Here is a 2,983-nt window from a genome sequence, read left to right on the forward strand (position 1 = left end):
CATCGCCACCTCGGGATCGCCGTCCCCCAGACCTGGCGACGTCGCTCCGATCCCGACACCGGGGTGTTGGTCGCCGCCCGCGCGACCCGGTTGCCCGCGAGCGGGGTGCGCCCCGAGCTGGTGCTGCGTATCTGCCGAGCCGACGACGGCGAGGACCTCACGGCCTGGCGCGAGCGTGCGATGGGCGAGCTCGCCGACCTGCTCGTCGACTTCGCCCTCGAGGACGACGCCGAGTACGACCTGATGGGTCACCCCGTGGCCTACCGCCGCTTCGCCCACCGCCTCGGCAGCGCCGACGTGTTGTGCGATCAGTGGGCGTGGCTCGCCCACGGCACCGGCGTCACCCTGACGTGCTCGGTGGCGCGGGTCGAGTACGCCGACTACAGCGACCTCTTCGACGCCGTCGCGGCCACGGTCGACCTGCTGCCGGACGTCGCGTGACGGAGCCACCCGCTGTGGTCACCTGCTGTGGTCACCAGGTGGCGAGTGCCTCACGTGCGGGTTGTCGCAAGATCTCGACGTCAAGCGTCCGACGGCCCCCTTGCACGGTCTCGTACTCCGCGCAGTTCCCGTTCTTGACCCGCGACAGGCGGCAAGGAACCGTGATGTCGAGGAAACGCCCGTACACGTAGGGGCGCGTCGTGATCCGGCCGAGCGTCTTGATCGGGAAGAAGGCTATCCCTGCGTCGGTGGAGATGTGGTGCGAGAACGTCTTGCACTCGTCCGGCTCGGGGCAGAACGTGTACCCGCCACCCTTGAAGCGGGTGATCACCCGCCCGATGAAGTCCTTGCGGTCGTCCTCGCTCAGTCCCGCGCGCACGGCTTCTTCATCGATCATCGCCGCCAGCGCCTTCGTCGGGTCGATGGCGCCACCCAACAGATAGCGGTAGAGGTCCGCCCGCCGCTCCTGGTCGAGAAGCGTCGTCAGCTGCACGCCCTCATAGATCCTGCCCGCGTCGACCAGGGTCATCCGGTTGGACCAGTCGGTATCCCGGTCCCACGTGGCTCCGCACCCCATCCGGTGGTTCATCCGCGACTTCGTCATCCCGGCGAGCCCCATCGTGGCGTTGATCCCCTCGAAGCCGTAGAGGTCGGTGAGTGCGTCGGTCGTGCGGTTGTCGGAGTACTTGAGCATGTACTCGATGATGATCGACCCCAGCTCGTCGGTGACGGCTGAACCGTTGGGGTCGCCGGTCTCGAAGTCGTAGGCGCAGATGTCCTTGTCCCTCTTGCCTTTCGAGGGGCTGTACCCGACGTCGCTTGCGTAACGCGCTGGATAACTCGGGTGACGGCGCCACTGCACCGGCGACGTCAGCGTCAGGTTCCCGGCCTGCACGTCACGCAGTGCGGTCACCGCGTGGACGATCTTCATCACACTTGCGGGTTCGAAGACGGTGTCGGCATTCAGGCCGGCCACCACGTTCCCGTCGACCTGCTTGGCGTAGAAGCCCCACGAGCCCGACATGTCGTCCTGGACCAGGTTGCGGATGCGTCGGGTCTCGGGAGCGGTGGTGTCGATCACCAGCACGTCGTAGCGACGCGACCCGCCCACCACACGTGAGTCGACCAGGAAGGGACGGCCTCCGACCTGGCTGAGGAACGCGTCCACCTGCGTCGCGGTCCGGCCCAGGGCGTACCACCAGGCCCCCTGGAAACCGCCCCTGGTCATGATGGCGTCGAGCGTGCCGTCGGGTCGCCGCTCGAGACTGATGAGCCGGGCCTGCTTGGCGTCGAGCTTGGCCGACAGCCCGCTCGCGGAGAGCCCGTAGTAGTGCCACCACTTGGCCTCGTCGGTGCGGTTGTTCTTGATCAGCACAGCGCTGTAGCGCGTCGCGCCGCCCACGCTGAACCTCTCGCTGTCGACGATTCGCATCCGGTGCTTCCCGGCCCAGGCCCGGATCGTGCTCAGCCCGGACTTGGAGAACCACTTCCAGGTCTTCTTGGCGACGCCCGTGTTCTTCACCATGACGACGGCGTACCGGGTCTTCCCGCCCAGCCGGTAGGGCTCGATGTCGATCAACCGCGCCTTCTTGGCCTTGAGCTTGGCCTTGACCTTCTCGGACGACAACCCGTAGTACCACCACCAGCCGCGCTTGTACTCGCCGCTGTTGGCGACGTAGGACACCGAGAAGGTCGGCTTGGCCGCGGCCTTGGTGACCTCGAGGTCGACGATGCGCTGTCCGGTCCTGGTGAACGCCTTGATGGTGGCCACCGAGGCGTTGGGGTGCCACCCCCGGCCGGTCGGGGTGGTGCTCGTGCGGTCCGGGTCCGCCAGCCGGGCGCCGGCGATCCGCGCGGTCGCGGCACCGGTCGCACGTGCAGGAACGGCGTCGACCATGGCACCGGAAGAAGTGGACGGGACGGCGGCGCGCGCGCCGTCGAGTGGCGCCGGGGCGAGCAGACCGACCACGGCGAGCGGGACGATCACAGCAGACGTGAGGGCAGACCTGGGACGAAGGGACATGGCGGTTCCTGACCGGGGCGTGACCCACGGTCCGAGCGCGGCATGTCCCGCGACCCGGCGCAGGCCTGTGGGAGCGGCGGCCCGGTGGTGGGCCGCGACAGGAGTGGGAGTGACGAGGGGCCCATCGCCCGAGAGGGCGCCGGTCGTGGTGGAGCGGAGCACGTGCTCAGGCGCCGTCGCGCCTCTCCCGGATGATGACACGCCGGGCGCGGCAGCGCCAGGGTCTGCGGTGGGTCTGCGGTGGGTCTCAGTCGCGGCGCGCGGAGACCCGTACGTGCGCGCCCTGCCGGGGCACCGAGGTGATGTTGCGGACCTTCGGCTCGTCGTCACCGAGCGCCGTGACGTCGTACGACGCCAGGACCTCGCGCAGCACGGCGACCCCCTCCATGAGCGAGAAGCCGGCCCCGATGCAGCGGCGCACGCCACCGCCGAAGGGGATCCAGGTGTTGGTGGGCGGGTTCTGGCCGAGGAACCGATCGGGCCGGAAGGCCTCGGGATCGGGGTGGTGCGCGTCGTCGG

General features: G+C 69.1%; 3 protein-coding genes. 1 reads left to right on the forward strand and 2 read right to left on the reverse strand.

The genetic code is table 11. The features are described from left to right. A partial coding sequence (locus VOI19_RS17310) for a hypothetical protein (protein WP_323794198.1) occupies positions 1 to 441 on the forward strand: 441 nt, incomplete at its 5' end. Between the two features lie 31 nt (positions 442 to 472). Here VOI19_RS17310 and VOI19_RS17315 read toward each other — a convergent pair. Together VOI19_RS17315 and VOI19_RS17320 are read right to left on the reverse strand one after the other, a co-directional pair. Further along, entirely contained in the window at positions 473 to 2,464 is a 1,992-nt protein-coding gene (locus tag VOI19_RS17315) for a serine hydrolase (RefSeq protein WP_323794199.1), read from the reverse strand. Between the two features lie 247 nt (positions 2,465 to 2,711). Continuing rightward, the coding region (locus tag VOI19_RS17320; RefSeq protein ID WP_323794200.1) for a cytochrome P450 at positions 2,712 to 2,983 on the reverse strand (272 nt) is incomplete at its 5' end.

Origin of the sequence: Nocardioides sp. (assembly GCF_034670285.1) — a bacterium.
GTDB lineage: Bacteria > Actinomycetota > Actinomycetes > Propionibacteriales > Nocardioidaceae > Nocardioides.

What these genes read in the sequence shown, in the direction of transcription:
- VOI19_RS17315 (WP_323794199.1), bottom strand. Translation starts at nt 2,464, where the DNA reads ATGTCCCTTCGTCCCAGGTCTGCCCTCACGTCTGCTGTGATCGTCCCG.